Origin of the sequence: Cellulosimicrobium sp. PMB13 (assembly GCF_051294865.1) — a bacterium.
In the GTDB taxonomy this organism is placed as follows: Bacteria; Actinomycetota; Actinomycetes; order Actinomycetales; family Cellulomonadaceae; genus Cellulosimicrobium.
Genome location: NZ_CP145910.1, coordinates 2480990 through 2501546 on the forward strand (window position 1 = coordinate 2480990; position 20557 = coordinate 2501546).

Consider the following 20557-nt stretch of genomic DNA (forward strand, 5'->3'; position numbering starts at 1 on the left):
TCACGTGGACCTCGGGGTGGTGCTGCAGAACGACCCGCCGGCGTGGCGGGTCGTCGACCTCGCACGCCAGGCGGAGACCTACGGGTTCAGCCACGTGTGGACGTTCGACTCGCACCTGCTGTGGGAGGAGCCGTTCGTCGTCTACTCCCAGATCCTCTCGGCCACCCATCGGGTCACGGTCGGGCCGATGGTCACGAACCCCGCCACGCGCGACGTCACCGTCACGGCGTCGCTCTTCGCGACCCTCAACGAGATGTTCGGCAACCGGACCATCTGCGGGATCGGGCGCGGCGACTCCGCCGTGCGCGTCATCAACGGCCGCCCCGTGACGCTCGCGCAGCTGCGGGAGGCGATCCACGTCATCCGGGGCCTCGCGTCGGGGGAGTCCGTCGAGTACCGCGGTTCGACGCTGCGCCTGCCGTGGAACCCCGGCTCGCGACTGCCGGTGTGGGTCGCGGCCTACGGCCCGAAGGCGCTCGCGCTCACGGGCGAGGTCGGCGACGGGTTCATCCTCCAGCTCGCCGACCCCGACGTCGTCGCGTGGTCCGTCGCGGCCGTCCGCGCGGCGGCCGAGCGCGCGGGCCGCGACCCCGACGACGTGAGCATCTGCGTCGCCGCGCCCGCGTACGTGACGGACGGTGCGTCGTCGGACGGCCAGCCCGGACGGGCGCTCGCCCATGCGTACGACCAGTGCCGCTGGTTCGGCGGGATGGTCGGGAACCACGTCGCCGAGATCGTCGCGCGCTACGGGCCCGGCGGCACGGAGGAGTCCGCGGGGGTGTCGATCCCGGAGGCGCTCACGGCGTTCGTCGCGGGCCGCGAGGGGTACGACTACAACGAGCACGGGCGCGCCGGGAACTCGCACACCGCGTTCGTCACGGACGAGATCGTCGACCGGTTCTGCCTGGTCGGCCCGACGGATCGGCACGTCGAGCGGCTGCGCGAGCTCGCCGCGCTCGGCGTCGACCAGTTCGCGGTGTACCTCCAGCACGACGCGAAGGACGAGACCCTGCGCGCGTACGGCGAGACGATCGGCCCGGCCGTGCGCGACCTGGCGCGCGCCCGGGACTAGGACGGACCGGCGGACGGAGCGCCGTCGAGCAGCGCCCGCAGCACCGGCCAGGCGTCGGCGAAGGCCGGGAGCAGGGCGAGCCCGGCGACGTCGTCGACCGGGACCCACCGCACCTCGACGCTCTCCGCGTCGGTCGCGGTCGGCGCGAGGTCGGCCCCGTCCGCCAGCTCGGCGACGACGGTCGTGTAGCGCCAGGGCCCGTGGTCGAGCACGCGCTCGCCGAGGACCCGCACCGTGCCCGGGTCGATCCCCGCCTCCTCGTGCGCCTCGCGCAGCGCGCCCTGCTCGGGCGTCTCGTCCGGCCCGACGGCGCCGCCCGGCACGCCCCACGTCCCGCCCTGGTCGCTCCACGGGGCGCGGTGCTGCAGGACGACGTCGGTCGCCCGGCCGTCGTCGCCCCGCCGCGCGAGGAGCAGCCCGGCGGCGCCGAACAGGCCCCAGTGCCGGCGCCCGCACGCGCACTCGACCCATCCGTCGCCGGGCTGCAGGTGGCGGGGGAGGCGCGGCGCGGGCTCGCCCGGGTCGCGGGGAGCGGTGGGGATCGTCACGAGGCCATGCTGCCAGGCGGTCGCCGCCAGGAGGCTCCAGCGCCCGCGTGCGGCGTGCCGTGATCGTCGCCCGGGGCACGTAGGATCTCCCCCTTGTGAGCACAGGGCGTGGCGTGAGCAGGGTCGTGGACGCCGTCGTGCCGCGACGCATGGGGACGAGCTTCCGCTGGCTCGTCGGGTCGTCGTGGACGAGCAACATCGGCGACGGGATCGCGCTGGCTGCCGGCCCGCTCCTCGTGCAGTCGCAGACGGACTCGGCGTTCCTGGTCGCGTTCGCCGCGCTCGTCCAGCGCATCCCGTGGCTCCTGTTCGGGCTGTGGGCCGGTGCGATCGCCGACCGGGTCGACCGTCGTCTCCTCGTCGTCGGCGCGAACCTCGTGCGCGCAGGGGTCGTCGGCGTGCTGTGCGTGTTCGTGGCCACGGGGAACGTGAGCATCGCCGTCGTGCTCGGCGCGCTGTTCTGCCTCGGCACCGCCGAGGTCTTCGTCGACACGACCGCGAGCACGCTCCTGCCGATGCTGGTCGACCGCAAGGACCTCGGCACGGGCAACGCCCGCCTCCAGGCCGGCTTCCTCGTGGGCAACCAGCTCGTCGGGCCGCCCGTCGGGGCGTTCCTCTTCGCGGCGGGCATGGCCTGGCCGTTCGTCGCGCAAGGGGTGAGCATCCTCCTCGCGGTGCTGCTCGTCGCGCGCATCGCGACGACGCCCGGCCCGGTCCGAGAGGGTCGCACGCACGTGCGCCAGGACATCGCCGAGGGCGTGCGCTGGATCCTCGGCAACGCGCCGGTGCGCACGCTCGCGCTCGTCATCCTCGCGTTCAACATCACGTGGGCGGCGCCCGGCGCAGTGCTCGTGAAGTACGCGATCGACCACCTGCACATGGACGAGGTCGGCTTCGGCCTCCTCACGACCGCGTCCGCCGTGGGCGGGGTCGTCGCGATCGGGATCTACGGCTGGCTCGAGCGCCACGTGCGCCTCGCGACCCTCATGCGCGTGTGCCTCTCGCTCGAGGTCCTCATGCACGCGGCGCTCGCCGTGACGACCTCCGGCGGGGTCGCGATGGGGATCATGGTCGTGTTCGGGCTCTACGCGTTCGTGTGGGCGACCGTGTCGAGCACGGTGCGCCAGCGCGCGGTCCCGACCGAGCTCCAGGGGCGCGTCTCCGCCGCCTACATGGTGTGCGTCTACGGCGGCGTCGCGATCGGGCAGCTCCTCGGCGGGATCCTCGCCGAGACGTGGGGGATCACGGCGCCGTTCTGGTTCGCGTTCGCCGGTGCCGGGCTCACGCTGGCGCTCGTGTGGCGCCAGCTGACGAACGTGGCCCACGCCGGCGAGGTCGACCCCGACGCCCCCGCAGCGCCGACCCGGTGATCCTGGCCCGTCCGCGCGCGGACGGGCGGGAGTCGCGTGCTCGACAGGAGGGAGGGCATGGTCGGCGGGGCCGGCACCGGTGGGAGAAAGCCATGGACCGGTGTCGGTGGCTCGGGTGAGGATGTCCGGGTGAGTCATACACCGTACGAGAACGACGCACCGACCGACGGCGTCCCGACCGATCGCGACCCGGCCGACGGGGACCTCGCGGGCGTCGACGGTACGCCGGACGACGTCGCAGCTTTGCCCCGGTGGCGACGCGACGCGGCGGTCTTCCTCTCCGGTCAGACCGTCTCGCTGTTCGGGTCGATGCTCGTGCAGTACGCGGTCATGTGGCACCTGACGATCGAGACGAAGTCCGGGTCCGTGCTCGCGCTGAGCACGCTCTTCGGCTTCCTCCCGCAGGCCGTCGTCTCGGTCTTCGGCGGAGTGTGGGCCGACCGCGTCAACCGCAAGGTGCTCATCGTCGCCGCCGACGCGACGATCGCCGTCACGACGCTCGCGCTCGCCCTGCTCATGCTCGGCGGAGCCGACGACCTCTGGCTCATCTACGCCGCGCTGGCGATCCGCTCGACCGGTGCGGGCATCCAGACGCCCGCCGTCGCGGCGCTCCTGCCGCAGATCGTCCCGGCGAGCAAGCTCCTGCGCGTCAACGGCATCAACCAGTCGATCCAGTCCGCGATGATGCTCCTCGCCCCGGCCGTCGCGGCGGCGGTCTACGCGAGCGCGTCGATCGTCGCCGTGTTCTTCATCGACGTCGTGACCGCCGCGATCGGCATCGGGCTGCTCCTGCTCGTGCCCGTGCCGACGCTCGCGCACGCCCGCGCGACGGCGGACCGGGCCGGGTACTTCGACGACCTCGTCGAGGGGTTCCGATACCTCGGCTCGCACGCGTTCGTCCGGTGGGTCCTCGGGCTCTACGCGGCGATCTTCCTGCTCATCGTGGCGCCGTCGTACCTCACGCCGCTCATGGTCGCCCGGTCGTTCGGCGAGGAGGTGTGGAAGCTGACCGTCAACGAGGTCGCGTTCTCCGTGGGCATGCTGCTCGGCGGCGTCGTCCTCGCGACCTGGGGCGGGCGGCTGAAGAACCGCATCGCGCTGATGGTCGGCGCGACGTTCGTCTTCGGGATCCTGTCCGTCGGGATGGGGCTGTCCACGAACATGTGGGTCTTCTTCACGTTCATGTTCCTGCTCGGCCTCGCGGTCCCGCCGTTCTCGACGACGTCCATGACGATCCTCCAGGAGACGGTCGAGCCGGAGCGGCAGGGCCGCGTGTTCGGGTTCGTCGGGATCGTCATGGCCGTGTCGATGCCGCTCGGCATGGTCGTCTTCGGCCCGCTCGCCGACCGCTTCACGGTCGAGTCGCTGCTCGTGGTGTCCGGCCTGCTCATGTTCGCCGTGATCGGCATCGCCGTCGCGCTCCCGTCGGGGCGCCGGGCGATGCGCGCCGCGGCGCAGCACGGGACGTCGGCCGAACCGGCGGCCGTCGTGGGCGCCGGACCGGGCGAGGGGACCTCCTGACGGGGCGTCAGGCGGGGGCGGTCAGTCGACGATCTCGCAGATCGACGTCCCCGCGCTGACGCTCGCCCCCGCGCTCGCGGCCAGCGACCGGACGGTGCCCGCGCGGTGCGCGAGCAGAGGCTGCTCCATCTTCATCGCCTCGAGCACGACGACGAGGTCGCCCTCGGCGACCTGCGCCCCGTCCTCGACGGCGACCTTGACGATCGTGCCCTGCATCGGGGAGGCGAGCGTGGTGCCGGACGCGCCGCCGTTGGCGCGCGCCGCCGTGCGACGGGCAGGCCGACGCGCGGCGTTGGCGGTGCGGGCGCGGCCTGCGGCCATGCCGAGCCCGGCAGGCAGGACGACCTCGAGGCGCTTGCCGCCGACCTCGACGACGACGCGCTCCGTCGCGACGGGCTCGTCCGCGTCCTCGTCGGACGCCGCCCCGCCGGCGGTGGGGGCCAGGGTCGCGAGCGTGTCCGCGAACTCGGTCTCGATCCACCGCGTGTGCACGCGGAACGGCTCGTCGCCCGCGGGCACGAACGCCTCGGCGTCGAGCACGGCACGGTGGAACGGGACGACGGTCGGGATCCCCTCGATCTCGAGCTCGCGCAACGCCCGGCGCGACCGCTCGACGGCCTGCTGGCGCGTCGCGCCCGTGACGATGACCTTGGCGATCATCGAGTCGAACGCGCCGGAGATCGTGTCCCCCTCGACGACGCCCGAGTCGACGCGCACGCCCGGCCCGGACGGGAAGCGCAGGGTCGTGAGGCGACCCGGTGCGGGGAGGAAGTTGGCGGCCGGGTCCTCACCGTTGATGCGGAACTCGATGGAGTGACCTCGCGTGGCCACGCTGCTGTAGCCGAGCGGCTCTCCCGCGGCGATGCGCAGCTGCTCGCGCACGAGGTCGATACCGCTGATCTCCTCGGAGACGGGGTGCTCGACCTGGAGGCGCGTGTTGACCTCGAGGAACGAGATGGTCCCGTCGGCACCCACGAGGAACTCGCAGGTCCCGGCGCCGACGTACCCGGCCTCGCGGAGGATCGCCTCGGACGCCTTGTAGAGCTCGGCCTCCTGCTCGGGCGTGAGGAACGGTGCGGGCGCCTCCTCGACGAGCTTCTGGTGCCGGCGCTGGAGCGAGCAGTCGCGCGTGGAGACCACGACGACGGTGCCGTGCTCGTCGGCGAGGCACTGGGTCTCGACGTGACGCGGGGTGTCGAGGTAGCGCTCGACGAAGCACTCGCCACGACCGAACGCCGCGACGGCCTCACGGACCGCGGAGTCGTAGAGCTCGTCGATCTCCTCCGCGACCCGCGCGACCTTGAGACCACGGCCGCCGCCCCCGAACGCTGCCTTGATGGCGATCGGCAGGCCGTGCTCGGCCGCGAAGGCGTGCACCTCGCTCGCGTCGGCGACGGGGTCCGACGTGCCCGGGACGAGAGGCGCGCCGGCGCGCTGCGCGATGTGACGCGCGCTCACCTTGTCGCCGAGCGCGTCGATCGCGGCAGGGGGCGGTCCGATCCAGACGAGGCCCGCGTCGATGACGGCCTGCGCGAAGCCGGCGTTCTCGGCGAGGAAGCCGTAGCCCGGGTGCACGGCGTCGGCCCCGGAACGGCGCGCGACGTCGAGCAGCTTGTCGACGTCGAGGTAGGTCTCGGCAGCGCGCGCACCGCCCAGCGCGAAGGCCTCGTCGGCGACGCGCACGTGCAGGGCCTGGCGGTCCGAGTCGGCGTACACCGCGACCGACGCGACGCCGGCGTCGGCGCACGCGCGGGCGATCCGGACGGCGATCTCGCCGCGGTTCGCGATGAGGACCTTGCTCAGGGGGCGGGAGGGGTTCGCGGGCACGGCTCACGGTAACGCGTGCCCGGACCGCCGATCACGCTCCGACCCCCGGTGCCGGACAAGATTGGAGATGCGGCCAAGGCGCGTGCAGGCCGGTTGGAGGAAACCTCCATAGCGAGCCCGCAACGGGACGCTCGTGCGACGCCGGGTTGTCCGGCACCCACAAGTCCACGTGCGGGTGGGCTCAGCCGCGCAGCTCGTGCCAGGCCACGCCGACCTCGCCGAGCATCTCGCGCACGAGGGGCAGGCTGATGCCGACGACGTTGTGGTGGTCGCCCTCGATGCGCTCGACGTACGGCCCGCCGAGCCCGTCGACGGTAAAGGCCCCGGCGACGTGCAGCGGCTCTCCCGTCGCGACGTAGGCGTCGATCTCCGCGTCGGTCAGGTCGGCGAAGTGGACGGTCGTCGAGGCGGTCGCACCGAGCGTCGCGCCGGTGCCGCCGTCCTCGGGGTGCCGCAGGTCGATGAGCCAGTGGCCGGTGTGCAGCACGCCCGCCCGCCCACGCATCGCGCGCCAGCGTGCCCGCGCGTCGTCGGCGTCGAGCGGCTTGCCCAGGATGTCGCCGTCGAGCTCGAGCATCGAGTCGCACGCGACGAGGAGGTCGGCGCCGTCGCCGACCGGGCCGCCGTCGGTCGACGGCTCGTCGGACGGCTCGTCCGCATCGGCCTCGGCGTCGAGCATCCGCGCGACCTCCTCGGCCTTGGCCCGCGCGAGGACGAGCACGGCGTCGACCGGATCGAGCTGGCCGTAGCGCTCCGCCGCGTCGCGCAGCACGGCGTCCTCGTCGACGTCGGACACGCGGACCGCGGGGTCCACGCCGGCGGCGCGCAGGGTCGTCAGGCGGGCGGGGGAGCGCGAGGCGAGCACGAGTCGGAGCACCCGCGCAGACTACCTGCCGCACGCCGGGCGGCCGGGCCTCGCTGCGACGGCCGTGGATCGGCGCTGGCTCGACGGTGATCGCCACGATCGCACGGTGCGGGGAGTCGTTGACAGGGGACTGGGCCCGGGAGGAGCCTCAAGACAGGCGCGCGGCGGTCCGGATCCGTCGCGACCACGGCTCCCGACCCTCGACGGGGAGGCCATGATGCAGACAGACCCTCCCGCCGTTCCGGCCCAGAGCGTCGGACGGGCAGGGCGTGCGCTCGTGGTGGGCGTCGGGGCAGGCCTTCTCGCCGGGCTGGTCACCGGCGTGGTCGCACGCGGGCTGATGCGGCTGGTGACGCTGGTGACCGGGGACGACCGCCAGCTCACCGCCGTGGGGACGATCGGCGTCGTCCTGTACTTCGCGGTTCCCATCATCCCCGGCGCCGTTGCTCGAGCTCTGGGCGCGCGTCGCACGGCCGTCGCTCTTCTGGTGCTCGGGGCGGGTTACGTGGCCCTCGCGTGCGTCGTGATCGGCGTTCAGGACCTCGGGGACGTCGACCTCACGGCGAACGTCGTGGCCGTCCTGGTGGCGATAGGTATCGGGTTTGCCGTTGCCGTCCTGGGACTTGCTCTGCTCGCGTGGAGGTTCGCGTCGTCCTGGGCGACGCGCTACGCCCCGAGTCGTACCTGGACGGAGGGACCTCGTGACTGATGTCGGCAGCCACTCGTCACCCTCGTCAGGGACGGAGCATCAGGCCAGCAGGACGGCGGCGACGACGAGCACGACCGGCGACGCGAGGGTCGTGACGAGGATCGTGTCGCGCGCGAGGATCTCGCCGCGGCCGAAGCGTGCGGCGTAGTTGTAGACGTTCTGGGCCGACGGCAGCGCGGCGAGCGTCACGGCGGCGGCGACCGCAGCGTCGTCGAACCCGAAGGCGAACCGCGCGACGAGAAACACGACGACCGGCATGACGAGCAGCTTGACGCCGCTCGCGACCCAGACCGCCGCGCGCGCCTCGCCGCGCCGCAGCGGGCGGGTCCCGTGCAGCGACATGCCGAACGCGAGCAGGATCATCGGGATCGCGGCGCCGCCCAGGATGTCGAGCGGTGCCATGACGGCGACCGGCGGGCTCCAGCCCGTCAACGACACGACGGCACCGGCGGCCGACCCGAGGATGATCGGGTTGCGCACGGGCTGGGCGAGGACGAACCGCCACGACATGCGGCCGCTCGTCGTCGCGTCGAGCACGAGCAGCGCGACGGGCGCGAGGACGAGCAGCTGGAGCAGGATGACCGGCACGACGGCGGTCGCGTCGCCGAGCACGTAGACCGCGACGGGCAGGCCGATGTTGTTCGCGTTCACGTAGCCGGAGCCGACGGCTCCGACGGTCGCCTCAGGCGCCGGCAGGCGCAGCCACACGCGGTTCACGAGGACGAACACGCCGGCGGCCACGACGGCGCCCACCGCCGCGACCGCCAGCGGCGCCTGGACGAGCGCCGCGACGTCGGCCCGCGCGAGCACCGTGAACAGCAGGGCGGGGCTCGCGACGAAGAACCCCACCTGGTTGAGCGCGGTCCTCGCGTCCGGGCCACCGATGCGCAGCCGCGCGCACAGGTACCCGGCCGCGACGACCACGGCGATGATCGCGAAGCCGACCAGGACGTCCGTCACGCGTCAGGCCAGCGCGCCGCGCAGCACGTCCAGACCGACGGACCCGAGGTTGAGCGCCCGCTCGTGGAACGCCTTGACGTCGAACGTCTCGCCGCGCGCCTCGGCGGCCGCGCGCGCGGCGTCGCGGGTCTGCTCCCACAGTCGCTGGCCGACCTTGTACGACGGCGCCTGGCCCGCCCACCCGAGGTAGCGGTCGAGCTCGAAGCGCACGAACGACTCGGGCATGTTGACGTTGGCCTTGAGGAACGTCCACGCCTTGTCCGCGTCCCAGATCCCGCCACCCCACTCCTCGGGGCACTCCAGACCGAGGTGGACCCCGATGTCGAGCACGACGCGCGCCGCGCGCATGCGCTGCGCGTCGAGCATGCCGAACCGGTCGCCGTCGTCCTCGAGGAAGCCCAGGTCGGCCATGAGGCGCTCCGCGTACAGGGCCCAGCCCTCGCCGTGGCCGGAGACCCAGCACGCGAGGCGCCGCCACGTGTTGAGCGTGGCCCGCGCGTACACCGCCTGGCCGCACTGGAGGTGGTGGCCGGGGACGCCCTCGTGGAAGACGGTCGTCTTCTCGCGCCACGTGTTGAACTCCGTGACGTCGGCGGGCACCGACCACCACATGCGGCCCGGGCGCGAGAAGTCGTCGCTCGGCGGGGTGTAGTAGATCCCGCCGGTCTGGGTCGGGGCGATCATGCACTCGAGGTCGAGGACCGGCGCGGGGATGTCGAAGTGCGTGCCGTTCAGCGCGGTGATCGCGGCGTCCGACGTCTCCTGCATCCACGACCGGAGGGCGTCCGTCCCGCGCAGCGTGCGGGACGGGTCGGCGTCGAGCGCGGCGACGGCGTCCTCGACGCTCGCGCCGGGACCGGCGATGCGCCGCGCGATCTCCTCCTGCTCCGCGACGACGCGCGCGAGCTCCTCCAGCCCCCACGCGTACGTCTCGTCGAGGTCGACCTCGGCGCCGAGGAACGTGCGCGACAGGAGCGCGTACCGCTCGCGCCCGACCGCGTCCTCGGTGCGCGCCTGCGGGGCCAGCGTCGTCTCGAGGAAGTCGGCGAGCCGCCCGTAGGCCTCGCGCGCCGCGGTGGCGCCCCGCTCGAGCTCCGCACGCACGAGCGAGCACGCCGAGGACTCGTCGAGGACGGCCGCGGCCTCCTCGCCCTGGACGAAGGTCGTGAAGAACGACGTCTGCGCGTCGGCGAGCTCGCGGGACTGCTGCACGCCGATGCGGACCTGGCGGATCGCGGCGACGTTCCCGCGCGACGCGGCCTCCGCCAGCGACGCCATGTAGCCGTCGATCGCGCCGGGCAGCCCGTTGAGGCGTGCGGCGACGTTCTCCCACGCCTCGACGGTGCCCGTCGGCATGAGGTCGAACACGTCGCGCAGCTCCTGCACGGGCGACGCGATGTTGTTGAGGCTCGCGAGCGTCTCGCCGGCGTCGTGCAGCTCGAGCTGGAGGCCGACGCGCTCGCGCATCGCGGCGAGGGTCACGCGGTCGACGTCGTCGACCGGCTCGAGACCGTCGAGCTCGCGCAGCACCGCGCGGTCCGCCTCGGCGCGGGCCTCGTGGCCCGCGGGGGACAGGTCGGTGACGAGGTGGTCGTACCCGGTGAGGCCCATCGCCGTCGCCTGGAACGGGTCGAGCTCCGCGAGACGGGTCGTGTACGCCTCGGCGACGGCGTCGATCGCCGTGGGCTCGCGGGTCACGTGGAGGCTGTCGGAGCTCGCGGCGGCAGGGGTACCGGAAGGGGTGGTGTCGGTCACGCCGCAGAGCCTACTCGTGCCCGTTCGCCGGTCAGGCGTCCGGGGCCCGCTCCTCCGGCGGGCGCAGGGCCGCGAGGAGGTCGTCGGCCCACTCCCGGTGGTAGCGCACGAGCAGGACGCCCGTCGCGTCCTCGTCGGCCGCGGCGTGCCAGACGGCGAGCGGGTCGCCCGCGCGCGGGCCGCTCACGCCCTCCGGCACGACGACGCGCACGGGCCGGGAGAGGCTGTCGCCCGACGCGGGGGTCACGGTGAGGAGCCCGGCGGCCGGGTCCTTGTCCGAGCCCGTGGGCGTGAACGTGCCCGTCGCACGGACCGGCGCGTCGAGCAGCGCGCGTCGTCCCCGTTCGACGGTCGCCGCACCGCGGTCGTCCTGGTAGCGCACGAGCGCGAGCAGCGCGGTCACCGCGAGCCCGACGGTCGCGGCGACGACGACGGCCTCCGGCACGGCCCAGTCGCGACCCGCCGCGAGGCGCTGGTAGACGATGAGGGCGACCGTCGGGACGAGCGCGACGGCCCAGCCCCAACGTCGCCAGGCGGCGACCCTGCCGGGCGTCGGGAGCGACGTCGGGTCGCTCTCCACCGCGTCGGGGGACGCCGGGAGCTCGACCAGGACCGAGCGCACCGGCAGGCGGCGCACGCGCGGGGCGGCGGTCACGAGTGCAGGCTCCAGCGCCACGCGTCGGCGTTGTGCCGGCCGGACCGGCCGCCAAAGCTCTTCGCGGTCGCCCCGGCCCCGGTGCCGCGCAGCCCGCGGGCGCGGTTGGTCCACTCCGCGACGGGCGCGACGTCGTCGGGAAGCTCCGACGCCGCCGCGGCGGCCGCGAGGCCCGCGACCAGCGCCGCGACCTCGACGTCGTCGGGCGTGCCGCGCACGACGCGCACGCTGGGGCGGTGCTGCTCGGTCACCGGCCGCCCTCCGTGCCGTCGTCGTCGTCCAGGTCGTCGAACGCGTCGCCGCGCGAGGCCGTCCACTCGACGACGTCGAAGCCCGAGTCCACGAGCCGCGCGACCACCGCGGAGCCGGCGTCGTCGAGGAGGCCGACCACGTCGTCGAGACCGACGTCCGTCGTCCCCGCGGGCGGCGCCACGACGAACCCGAGGTAGAACTCCTCCGCCACCTCGTCGCGCGAGGTCTCGTCCCGCGGTGCAGCGTGCTCCTCGCCCTCCTCGGGCTCCCACACCGACGACGTGAGGTCGGGGTGCATGCCGAGCGAGCCGTGGAGCTGGTCGAACAGCCGGGCGTTGAGCGTCCCGACCTTCTCCTCGAGCGCGAGGATGCGCGGGTCCTCGTCGGCCTCGTGCGCGCCGAACTCGGCGCGCACGCCGACCGCCGCCCCGACGTACTCGTGCAGCGCCGCCGCGAGCGCGTCGACCGCGGCGTGCATCGGCGCCGGGTCGACGGACCCCAGCGGGGCCGGTCCGTGCGTCGCGTCCTCGTGGCTCATGCGCTCTCCCTCCGCGTGCTGCGTCCGTCGTCCAGGGTTCCGGGGGCGGCGCTCACAGCGGGATGTTCCCGTGCTTCTTCGGGGGCAGGCTCGCGCGCTTGGTGCGCAGCGCCCGCAGCGCCCGCACGACCTGCACGCGCGTCTCCGACGGCCGGATCACCGCGTCGACGTAACCGCGCTCCGCGGCGTCCCACGGGTTGACGATCGCGTCCTCGTACTCGGCGACGAGGCGCGCGCGCTCCGCGTCCACGTCCTCGCCCGCGTCGGCCGCCCGCTTGAGCGCCGCACGCTGCAGGATGTTCACCGCGCCGCCCGCGCCCATGACGGCGACCTGCGCCGTCGGCCACGCGAGGTTGACGTCCGCGCCGAGCTGCTTGGAGCCCATGACGATGTACGCGCCGCCGTACGCCTTGCGCGTGATGACCGTGACGAGCGGGACCGTGGCCTCGGCGTACGCGTAGATGAGCTTCGCGCCGCGGCGGATGATGCCCTGGTGCTCCTGGTCCACCCCCGGGAGGAAGCCCGGCACGTCGACGAGCGTGAGCACCGGGATGTTGAACGCGTCGCACGTGCGCACGAACCGCGCCGCCTTCTCCGCGGCGTCGATGTCGAGCGTCCCGGCCATCGACAGCGGCTGGTTCGCGACGACGCCCACCGACTGGCCCTCGACGTGCCCGAACCCGACCACGATGTTCTTCGCGAAGAGCGGCTGCACCTCGAGGAACGCGCCCTCGTCGAGCACGTGCTCGATCACCGTGCGCATGTCGTACGGCTGGGAGTCCGAGTCGGGGACGAGCGCGTCGAGCTCGAGGTCCTCGTCGGTCACCTCCAGCTCGGTGTCCTCCGGCGGGAACGACGGCGCGTCCGACAGGTTGTTCTGCGGCAGGTACGACACGAGGTGGCGCACGTAGTCGATCGCGTCGTCCTCGTCGGCGCCCAGGTAGTGCGCGACGCCGGACTTCTCGTTGTGCGTCAGCGCGCCACCGAGCTCCTCGAAGCCCACGTCCTCGCCCGTCACCGCGCGGATGACGTCCGGGCCCGTGATGAACATGTTCGACGTCTTGTCCGCCATGACGATGAAGTCGGTCAAGGCGGGGGAGTAGACGGCGCCGCCCGCGCTCGGGCCGAGGATGAGCGAGATCTGCGGGATCACGCCCGACGACGCGACGTTGCGCCGGAAGATCTCCGCGAACTGCGTGAGCGCCGCGACGCCCTCCTGGATGCGGGCGCCACCGCCGTCGCTGATGCCGATCAGCGGGACGCCCGTGCGCAGCGCGAGGTCCTGCACCTTGGTGATCTTCTGGCCGTGCACCTCGCCGAGGCTCCCGCCGAACACCGTGAAGTCCTGGCTGTACACGCACACCTGGCGGCCGTCGATCGTCCCGTGCCCGACGACGACGCCGTCGCCCGCCAGACGCTTCTTCTCCAGGCCGAAGTTGACCGAGCGGTGCTTGGCGAACGCGTCCAGCTCGACGAAGCTCCCCTCGTCGAGCAGCGCGTCGATGCGCTCGCGCGCCGTCTTCTTGCCGCGCGCGTGCTGCTTCTCGCGCGCCGCCTCCTCGGGGACGGTCGTCGCCTCGGCGCGGCGGCGGTCGAGGTCCGCGAGCTTCGCCGCCGTCCCGGTGAGGCGCGAGGCGTCGCCGTCGGTCGTCACGTGCGCGTCGGTCGTCGTGGCAGGTTCGGTCACGACGTCGAGCCTAGTTGGTGGGTCGGGCCACCTCGATGCGGTCGTCGCCAGCGCGGCGGGGCGCGACGTTGGTGGATGTCGACAACCAGGGCCGCAGGGGCCGGTGGGAGGATGTCGCCATGGTGAGCGTGCCCGACGGCGAGTCCCGGCCCGGCGACCCGGCGCGGCCCGCGCTGCGGGTGGACTTCCTGCGCGAGCTGCTCGTCCGGCCCGCGGGGCCGCTCGCGCGGCTCGAGGTCGTCGAGGAGTCGGCGTCCACGAACGCCGAGCTCGCGCGCGCCGTGGCCGCGGACCCGGCTGCCTGGCCTGCCCCGGCGTTGCTCGTCGCGGAGCACCAGGCGGGCGGGCGGGGTCGGCTCGGGCGGGCCTGGACGACGCCGCCGCGCGCCGCGCTCCTCGGCTCCCTCCTGCTGCGTCCTGACGTCCCGCGCGAGGCGCTGAGCTGGTTGCCGCTGCTCGCCGGGCTGGCGACGGTCCGGGCGCTGCGCGCGACGGCCGGCGTCGACGCCGTCGTGAAGTGGCCCAACGACGTGCTCGTCCCGGACCCGGGCGCCGTCTCCGAACCGCAGGATGCTGCGGTGTCCTCTCGCCCGGACGCAGCGCGGTCGTCGCGCAAGGTCGCGGGGATCCTCGCGGAGGTGCTGCCCGACGGCGGCGTGGTCGTCGGCGTCGGCCTCAACGTCACGCAGGCTCGCGACGAGCTCCCCGTGCCGACCGCGACGTCGCTGGCCCTCGCCGGCGCCGCGACGACCGACCGCGAGGTGCTCCTCGTCGCGCTCGAGGAGGCGTTCCACGAGGTCGTGGTCCGCTGGCAGACCGCGGGCGGGGACGCGGGCGCGGCCGGCCTCGACGCCGACCTCCTGCGGGTGTGCGCGACCATCGGCACGCGCGTGCGGGTCGAGAGGGTCGGTGGGGACGAGATCGTCGGGACCGCGACGGGGCTCGCCGCCGACGGCGGGCTCGTCGTCCGGCACGACGACGGCACCACGAGCGTCCAGCACAGCGGCGACGTGCACCACCTGCGCCCGCAGGCCTGACCGGCCGGCGCGGCGGTGCCGTCCGGCGGCTGCCGGCGACCCCCCGCGACGTACTGCTCGGGAGGCTCGGCCGGGCTCGGTCGCCGTGGCCGCCTGGGTCGTAGGATCGCGGGGTGCCCGAGCAGAACGACGCCGTAGACCGGAACCACGAGACGGTCGTGCCCGGCCCGGAGCGTGACGCCCGCACCGCCGACACCGCCACCGACACCGCCACCGACACCGACGCCTCCGACGACGGAGGCGCCGCGACGGAGGCCGTCCTGGACGAGGCGCTGCTCGGCGGTCCTCGCACCCTCACGGTCGAGCGTCTCGCGCAGCGTGCCGGCGTCGACGAGACCCGGGTCCGCGCCTACTGGCAGGCCCTCGGGCTGCCGATCACAGAGGGCGAGGAGCGCGCGTTCACCGAGCTCGACGCGCAGGCGCTCGCCGACGTCTTCGCGTTCTCCGAGTCCGAGCAGCTCGACGACCGCGCACTGACGACCCTCATCCGCTCCACGGGGCACACGACCGAGCGGCTCGTGCTCTGGCAGGTCGAGGCGCTCGTCGAGCACCTGACGCGCCGGTTCGACCTCGACGACACCAGCGCGCGGCTCCTCGTCCTCGACCGCCTGCCCGACCTGGCCCCGATCCTGGAGGAACAGCTCCTGCACGCATGGCGGCGCCAGCTCGCCGCGGTCGCCGGGCGGTTCGCGGTCGAGTTCTCGCAGGCGCGCGACACGGCCGTCGACGAGCACGCGCTCCCGCTGCCGCGTGCCGTCGGGTTCGCGGACATCGTGTCTTTCACGCAGCGCACGCGCGGCCTCGGGTCGAGCGAGCTCGCCGAGTTCGTCCAGCTCTTCGAGACGAGCGCGCGCGACGTCATCACGGCGGCGGGCGGGCGGGTCGTCAAGACGATCGGGGACGCGGTCCTCTACGTCGCGGACGACGTGGCCACCGGCGCGAGGGTCGCGCTCGGCCTGGCCGCGGCGGGCGGCCGCGAGGAGGACGTCGACGTCCCGCCCGTGCGCGTCAGCCTCGTGTGGGGGCGCGTGCTCTCGCGGTTCGGGGACGTGTTCGGGCCGAGCGTGAACCTCGCCGCGCGGCTCGTGGACATCGCGGACCCGACGACCGTGCTCGTCGACCGCGACACCGCGGGCATGCTCGCGCGCGACCCGCGGTTCGCGCTCACGGCGCAGCCCGAGCGCGAGGTCCAGGGCCTCGGGACGATCGAGCCCGTCCGGCTCCAGTGGGCCTACCGGGGCTGATCGTTCAGACCGGGGCGAGCAGCCCGGGGCCGTCGTTCGCGACGGTGTTGACCAGGGTCGGCACCTCGCGCGCCACCATCGGGACGTCGTCGTGCGGCCCGCCGAGGCCCAGCAGGTCGGCGGCGCCCTTCGCGTCGACCGCCGGGTCCAGCCACGCGTCCCAGGCGTCCGGGGGCAGGACGAGCGGCATCCGGTCGTGGATCTCCGCGAGGTACGGCGCGGCGTCGGTCGTGACGATCGTCGTCGACACGAGCCAGCGGTCCGGGTCGTCGTCGGCCTTGGTCCGGTCTCGCCAGAACTCGTAGAGGCCGGCGAACGCCGCGCCGCGGCCGTCGCCGGGCTCGATGTAGTACGGCTGCTTCGGCGTCTTGCCCCGCCGGGGGCGCGCCTCGTCGCCCGCGGGGGACGCGCCGTCGGGCAGGGGACGCCACTCGTAGTAGCCGTCGGCGGGGACGAGGCAGCGGCGGACGCCGAAGGGCTTCGCGAACGCGGGCTTGTCGAGGATCGTCTCGGCCCGCGCGTTGATCATGCGCGCACCGCCCGCGGGGCTCTTCGACCATGACGGGACGAGTCCCCAGCGCGCGACGCGCAACGACCGCCGGACCTCGCCCGTGTCCTTGGCAGCCCGCTCGACGACGATCCGCACCGGGTCCGTCGGGGCGAGGTTCCACGACGGCGGCAGGAGGCGCGCGTCGTCGGCCACGTCGGCGACGGCGAACTCGTCGGCGAGGTCCTGGGCGTCCCGGAAGGAGGCATAGCGTCCGCACATGGTTCCAGGGTGCCGCACGGCGCCCACACCGGGCACGGTCGCGACGCGCGCGGCCGCCGGGTCGGGGAGAGGCGAATCACGTCGCCCGGGGCGACCATCTCGGGATCGAATCGATACGATAGCCCCCATGCCCTCCCCCTCGGCCGACTCCGCCATGCCCCGACCGAGGTCCTCCGCCCGCTGGGTGCTGCTGCTCGGAGCGCTCGCGACGCTCCCCGCGCTCACCGTCGACATGTACCTGCCGCTCCTTCCGGAGGTCGGCGCCGAGCTCGGCGCCCCGGACTCGCTCGCGCAGCTCACGCTCTCGGGCATGCTCGTCGGCGGCGCGGTGGGGCAGCTCGTCATCGGCCCGCTCTCGGACCGCTACGGGCGTCGCCTGCCCGTCATGGTCGGCCTGACCCTGCACGTCGTCACGTCGCTGCTGTGCGCGCTCGCGCCCAACATCGGCATGCTCATCGCGCTGCGGGTCCTGCAGGGGTTCTTCAACGCGTCGGCGTCGGTCGTCGCGATCGCCGCGATCCGCGACCGGTTCACCGGGTCCGACGCCGCCCGCGTGCTCTCACGGCTCATGCTCGTCATCGGCCTCGCGCCGCTGCTCGCGCCGTCGATCGGGTCGTTCATCGGGGTGCACGCGTCGTGGCGCGCCGTGTTCTGGGTGCTCGCGCTGGGCGGGATCGCGCTCGCCGCGATCGTCGCGCTCTGGATGCCGGAGTCCCTGCCCCTCGAGCGCCGCCGGCCGGCGGGCACCCGGACCGTCCTGCGCGGGTACGGCAGCCTCCTGCGCGACCGGCACTTCGTCGCGCTCGCCGTGCTCCCCGGGCTCGGGCAGGCGGTGCTCATGAGCTACGTCGTGGGGTCGCCCTTCGTGCTCCAGGAGGGCTACGGGCTCAGCCACGGGCAGTTCGCGGCCCTCTTCGCGGTCAACGGCATCGGGCTCGTGCTGTCGGCCCAGCTCAACGCGTCGCTCGTGCGCCGGGTCGCGCCGATCCGCCTCCTGCGGACGGCGCTCGTCGTGCAGGGCGTCTTCGCCGTCGGGCTCGTGGTCGTCGCGGTCTCGGGCGCGGGCGGTCTCGGCGGGATCCTCGTGGCCCTCTTCCTCGTGCTCTCGCTGCAGGGCCTCATCCCCGCGAACGCGTCCGCGCTCGCGCTCTCGCGCCACGGCGAGATCGCGGGGACCGCGGCCGCGGTCATCGGCGCCTTCCAGTCGGGCGTCGCGGGCCTCGTGAGCCCGCTCGTCGGCGTGCTCGGCGGCGACGCGGTCGCGATGGCGACCGTCATGCTCGGCGCGGTCGTCGCCTCGCTGCTCGTGCTCGGGCTCGCTACGCCCGCCTTCCGCAAGGGCGGCTGGCACACGCCCGTCTGAGGTCGTCACCCGCAGGCCACCGAGTCGTCGTCGAACCGTCGCCCGCCGGACATGCGGGCGACGCCCGACGGCGTTGTGATCGACCTCATGAGACCCACAGTCGTGCTCAAGGTCGTCGCCGCCACGGTCGCCGCGACGCTCCTCGTTCCTGTGACCGCCACCGCCGCGACCGGCCCCGCCACGTCCGACGCCCTACGGAGCCACGGCTCAGCCGGGCAGGGCGGCGGGCACGGGTCCGGCCGCACCTGGACCACCGTCCCCACCCTCGTCGCGCGGGCCACGCTGTCGGCCGACCACCTCGAGGAGGGGCCGCCGTCGGGCGCGCTCGCCACCCCCGCCAACGGGCGTCAGGGCCCGTTCGACGGGCAGGTGGTCCCGGGCTTCTCGGCCATGATCGACAACGGCGACGGCACCTTCTGGGCCCAGCCGGACAACGGGTTCGGCGCCAAGGGCAACTCCGCCGACTTCCTCCTGCGCCTGTACCGCGTGACGCCGCACTGGGAGACGGCGCGCGGCGGCGCGGGGGAGATCGAGGTCGGCGAGCACATCTCGCTGCGTGACCCCGACCACCGGCTGGACTTCCCGATCGTCCACGAGGACACCGAGGAGCGGCTGCTCACCGGGGCGGACCTCGACATCGAGTCCGTGGTGCGCGCGAAGGACGGCAGCTTCTGGATCGGCGAGGAGTTCGGGCCGTTCCTCGTGCACGTCGACGCGACGGGCAAGGTCCTGTCCGCCCCGGTGCCGTCCCCCGACGGCAAGTCACCGGCCAACCCGTACCTCGCGCCGGGCGAGACGCCGACCGTCGGGTCGAGCCGCGGCTTCGAGGCGCTCGCCGGCTCGCGCGACGGCCGCTACCTCTACCCGGTGCTCGAGGGCGCGCTCGTCGGCGACGACCCGCGCGACCGCGTCGTGCGGCAGCTCGACACGAGGTCGGGCCGCTACACCGACCGGACCTGGACGTACCGCGTCGACACCGACGCGAACGTCGTGGGGGACGCATTCATGGTCGGCGGCGACGAGCTCCTCCTCGTCGAGCGCGACGACTTCGAGGGCGAGCAGTCCGTCATCAAGCGCGTGTACCGCGTGGACCTCAGCGAGCAGGACCGTGCGGGGAACCTCGAGAAGGAGCTCGTGCTCGACGCCCTGAAGATCGCCAACCCGCACGGCATCGGAGCCGGCGACGGCTACGGCACGGGCGACCCGTTCGCCCTGCCCGTGCAGTCGTTCGAGACCGTCGTCCAGCTCCGGGACGGCCGACTGCTCATCGGCAACGACAACAACTACCCGGGCAACGACGCGCGCGTCCCCGGCACGCCCGACGACACGGAGATGGCGGTCGTCGAGCTGCGCAAGGAGCGCGTCGCCACCGACGACGTCACCGTCGTCGCGCACCGCGGCGCGAGCGGCTACCGCCCGGAGCACACGCTCGCCGCCTACGAGCTGGCGATCCAGCAGTGCGCCGACTACATCGAGCCCGACGTGGTCTCCACGAAGGACGGCGTGCTCGTCGCACGGCACGAGAACGAGATCGGTGGCACGACGGACGTCTCCACCCGCGCCGAGTTCGCCGACCGCCGCACGACCAAGGTGATCGACGGCGCGAGCCTCACCGGCTGGTTCACCGAGGACTTCACGCTCGCCGAGCTGCGGACGCTGCGCGCCAAGGAGCGCATCCCCGCGGTCCGCCCCGGCAACACGGCGTTCGACGGTCTCTACCCCGTCCCGACGCTCGCCGAGGTCCTCGACCTCGCGCGCCACTCGGTGACGTGCGACGGCGAGCAGGTCGGGGTCTACCCGGAGACGAAGCACCCGACGTACTTCGACTCGATCGGGCTCTCGCTCGAGGAGCCGCTCGTCGCCGCGCTGAAGGACGCGGGCCTCGACTCGAAGAAGGCACCCGTGATCATCCAGTCCTTCGAGACCGGCAACCTGCGCGAGCTCGACCGGATGACGAAGGTCGACATCGCGCAGCTCGTGAGCAGCTCCGGCGCCCCCTACGACCTCGTCGCCGCCGGCGACCCCCGCACGTACGCCGACCTCGTGACGCGCTCCGGGCTGCGCGAGATCGCCCGCTACGCCGACGGCGTGGGCCTCGAGAAGAACGTCATGATCCCGCGCCGCGCCGACGGCACGCTCGGCGAGCCGACGGCCGTGATCCGCGACGCGCACCGCGCCGGGCTCGAGGTGCACGGCTGGACGTTCCGCGCCGAGAACCAGTTCCTGGCCGCCGACTTCCGCTCCAGCGCCGACCCGGCCGCGCACGGCGACCTCGGGGGGGAGATCCAGGTCTTCCTCGACGCCGGCATGGACGGGTTCTTCACCGACCAGCCCGACCTGGGTGTCGCCGCCGTCGTGAACCGCTGAGGCGCCGCAGGCCTACCC

Annotated in this window: 18 protein-coding genes; 8 read left to right on the forward strand and 10 right to left on the reverse strand. The window is 73.9% G+C overall.

The features are described 5' to 3' along the window. Nucleotides 1–4 precede the first annotated feature (4 nt). On the forward strand, nucleotides 5–1072 hold the full coding sequence (locus V5D56_RS11140) for a TIGR03842 family LLM class F420-dependent oxidoreductase (RefSeq protein ID WP_435735414.1): 1068 nt from the start codon (nucleotides 5–7) through the stop codon (nucleotides 1070–1072). On the opposite strand, the gene V5D56_RS11145 is transcribed toward V5D56_RS11140, so the two are convergent. Next, on the reverse strand, nucleotides 1069–1614 hold the full coding sequence (locus V5D56_RS11145) for an NUDIX hydrolase (protein WP_435739006.1): 546 nt from the start codon (nucleotides 1612–1614) through the stop codon (nucleotides 1069–1071). The two genes, V5D56_RS11140 and V5D56_RS11145, sit on opposite strands and share 4 nt — an antisense overlap. Nucleotides 1615–1733: 119 nt before the next feature. Here V5D56_RS11145 and V5D56_RS11150 point away from each other — a divergent pair, with 119 nt between their 5' ends. Further along, entirely contained in the window at nucleotides 1734–2990 is a 1257-nt protein-coding gene (locus tag V5D56_RS11150; RefSeq protein WP_435735415.1) for an MFS transporter, read from the forward strand. A 129-nt stretch (nucleotides 2991–3119) separates the two neighbouring features. Beyond that, nucleotides 3120–4511: an MFS transporter gene (locus V5D56_RS11155; RefSeq protein ID WP_435735416.1), complete on the forward strand. Its 1392-nt coding sequence runs from the start codon at nucleotides 3120–3122 to the stop codon at nucleotides 4509–4511. A 21-nt stretch (nucleotides 4512–4532) separates the two neighbouring features. Here the strand turns inward: V5D56_RS11155 and V5D56_RS11160 are convergent, their stop codons facing one another. Further along, nucleotides 4533–6338, reverse strand: a complete 1806-nt coding sequence (locus V5D56_RS11160) for a biotin carboxylase N-terminal domain-containing protein (RefSeq protein WP_435735417.1) — start codon at nucleotides 6336–6338, stop codon at nucleotides 4533–4535. Nucleotides 6339–6519: 181 nt separating this feature from the next. Then, entirely contained in the window at nucleotides 6520–7215 is a 696-nt protein-coding gene (locus V5D56_RS11165; protein WP_435735418.1) for a Maf family protein, read from the reverse strand. 310 nt (nucleotides 7216–7525) lie between these two features. On the opposite strand from V5D56_RS11165, the gene V5D56_RS11170 reads away from it, so the two are divergent. Beyond that, on the forward strand, nucleotides 7526–7912 hold the full coding sequence (locus tag V5D56_RS11170) for a hypothetical protein (protein WP_435735419.1): 387 nt from the start codon (nucleotides 7526–7528) through the stop codon (nucleotides 7910–7912). Nucleotides 7913–7951: 39 nt separating this feature from the next. On the opposite strand, the gene V5D56_RS11175 is transcribed toward V5D56_RS11170, so the two are convergent. The 6 genes from V5D56_RS11175 to V5D56_RS11200 all read right to left on the reverse strand — a co-directional run bounded on the left by V5D56_RS11175 (nucleotide 7952) and on the right by V5D56_RS11200 (nucleotide 13726). Next, nucleotides 7952–8872 (reverse strand): AEC family transporter, encoded by a 921-nt coding sequence (locus V5D56_RS11175; protein ID WP_435735420.1) that lies wholly within the window; start codon nucleotides 8870–8872, stop codon nucleotides 7952–7954. 3 nt (nucleotides 8873–8875) lie between these two features. Then, the gene (locus V5D56_RS11180; protein ID WP_435739007.1) at nucleotides 8876–10570 is read right to left on the reverse strand and encodes a DUF885 domain-containing protein; all 1695 of its coding nucleotides are present in this window, start codon (nucleotides 10568–10570) and stop codon (nucleotides 8876–8878) included. A gap of 88 nt (nucleotides 10571–10658) precedes the next feature. Then, nucleotides 10659–11282, reverse strand: a complete 624-nt coding sequence (locus V5D56_RS11185; RefSeq protein ID WP_435735421.1) for a hypothetical protein — start codon at nucleotides 11280–11282, stop codon at nucleotides 10659–10661. Then, complete coding sequence (locus V5D56_RS11190; protein ID WP_435735422.1) at nucleotides 11279–11533, reverse strand: acyl-CoA carboxylase epsilon subunit; 255 nt, start codon at nucleotides 11531–11533, stop codon at nucleotides 11279–11281. Before V5D56_RS11190 ends, V5D56_RS11185 begins: the two co-directional genes overlap by 4 nt. Then, nucleotides 11530–12072 (reverse strand): hypothetical protein, encoded by a 543-nt coding sequence (locus V5D56_RS11195; RefSeq protein WP_435735423.1) that lies wholly within the window; start codon nucleotides 12070–12072, stop codon nucleotides 11530–11532. The genes V5D56_RS11190 and V5D56_RS11195 overlap by 4 nt, the downstream gene beginning before the upstream one ends. 52 nt (nucleotides 12073–12124) lie before the next feature. After that, nucleotides 12125–13726, reverse strand: a complete 1602-nt coding sequence (locus tag V5D56_RS11200) for an acyl-CoA carboxylase subunit beta (protein ID WP_435739008.1) — start codon at nucleotides 13724–13726, stop codon at nucleotides 12125–12127. A 152-nt stretch (nucleotides 13727–13878) separates the two neighbouring features. Here V5D56_RS11200 and V5D56_RS11205 point away from each other — a divergent pair, with 152 nt between their 5' ends. Next, on the forward strand, nucleotides 13879–14796 hold the full coding sequence (locus tag V5D56_RS11205) for a biotin--[acetyl-CoA-carboxylase] ligase (RefSeq protein WP_435735424.1): 918 nt from the start codon (nucleotides 13879–13881) through the stop codon (nucleotides 14794–14796). A 113-nt stretch (nucleotides 14797–14909) separates the two neighbouring features. Beyond that, nucleotides 14910–16040: an adenylate/guanylate cyclase domain-containing protein gene (locus V5D56_RS11210; protein WP_435735425.1), complete on the forward strand. Its 1131-nt coding sequence runs from the start codon at nucleotides 14910–14912 to the stop codon at nucleotides 16038–16040. A 4-nt stretch (nucleotides 16041–16044) separates the two neighbouring features. On the opposite strand, the gene V5D56_RS11215 is transcribed toward V5D56_RS11210, so the two are convergent. After that, nucleotides 16045–16809: an SOS response-associated peptidase gene (locus V5D56_RS11215; RefSeq protein WP_435735426.1), complete on the reverse strand. Its 765-nt coding sequence runs from the start codon at nucleotides 16807–16809 to the stop codon at nucleotides 16045–16047. Nucleotides 16810–16936: 127 nt separating this feature from the next. Between V5D56_RS11215 and V5D56_RS11220 the strand changes: the two genes are divergently transcribed. Next, on the forward strand, nucleotides 16937–18172 hold the full coding sequence (locus tag V5D56_RS11220) for a multidrug effflux MFS transporter (protein ID WP_435735427.1): 1236 nt from the start codon (nucleotides 16937–16939) through the stop codon (nucleotides 18170–18172). An 87-nt stretch (nucleotides 18173–18259) separates the two neighbouring features. Beyond that, nucleotides 18260–20539: an esterase-like activity of phytase family protein gene (locus tag V5D56_RS11225; RefSeq protein ID WP_435735428.1), complete on the forward strand. Its 2280-nt coding sequence runs from the start codon at nucleotides 18260–18262 to the stop codon at nucleotides 20537–20539. Nucleotides 20540–20557: the final 18 nt, after the last annotated feature.